At 70.4% G+C, this 449-nt stretch carries 1 protein-coding gene; it reads left to right on the top strand.

Annotation, left to right across the window (positions count from 1 at the left end; all coding sequences use genetic code 11):
• A partial coding sequence (locus EXE44_RS18195; protein ID WP_137718062.1) for a cupin domain-containing protein occupies positions 1–226 on the top strand: 226 nt, incomplete at its 5' end.
• Positions 227–449 lie beyond the last annotated feature (223 nt).

Genomic DNA, 449 nt, shown 5'->3' with positions numbered 1-449 from the left:
GGGCGAGGGCGTGCCCGAACACGACCACCCGCACGAACAGATCGGCGTGATCACGGCCGGGCGGCTCACCTTCCTCGTCGACGGCGAGGAGCGCGTGGTCGGCCCGGACGACACCTACGCGATCCCCGGCGGCGAGCCGCACGCCGCCGAGAACCGGACCGACGAACCGGCCGTCGGCTACGACATCTTCTCGCCGCCGCGGGCGAACCCGGACTGGGGGGAGTAAACCGAAGGTCGCCGACCGGGCGGTCGGATTTCGGCGGCGAACCGCCGCGGATCGCGCGATCCCGCGCGTCAGCGATACGGGCAAGACGTACCGGACCGAAGGTGTGTTAGCCCTCGGGCCCCGATTGGGGGTAATGGGAGTTCAGGAACAGTACCCGTTCGACGTGGAGGCGCTCCGCGCCGACTTCCCGATCCTCGATCGGAAGGTCGGCGGAGATCCGGAG

The organism is Halorubrum sp. SS7, from assembly GCF_005435055.1.
In the GTDB taxonomy this organism is placed as follows: Archaea; Halobacteriota; Halobacteria; order Halobacteriales; family Haloferacaceae; genus Halorubrum; species Halorubrum salinarum.
Note: the sequence above shows the minus strand (reverse complement) of the source record. Positions and strands in the feature narration are given on the sequence as shown.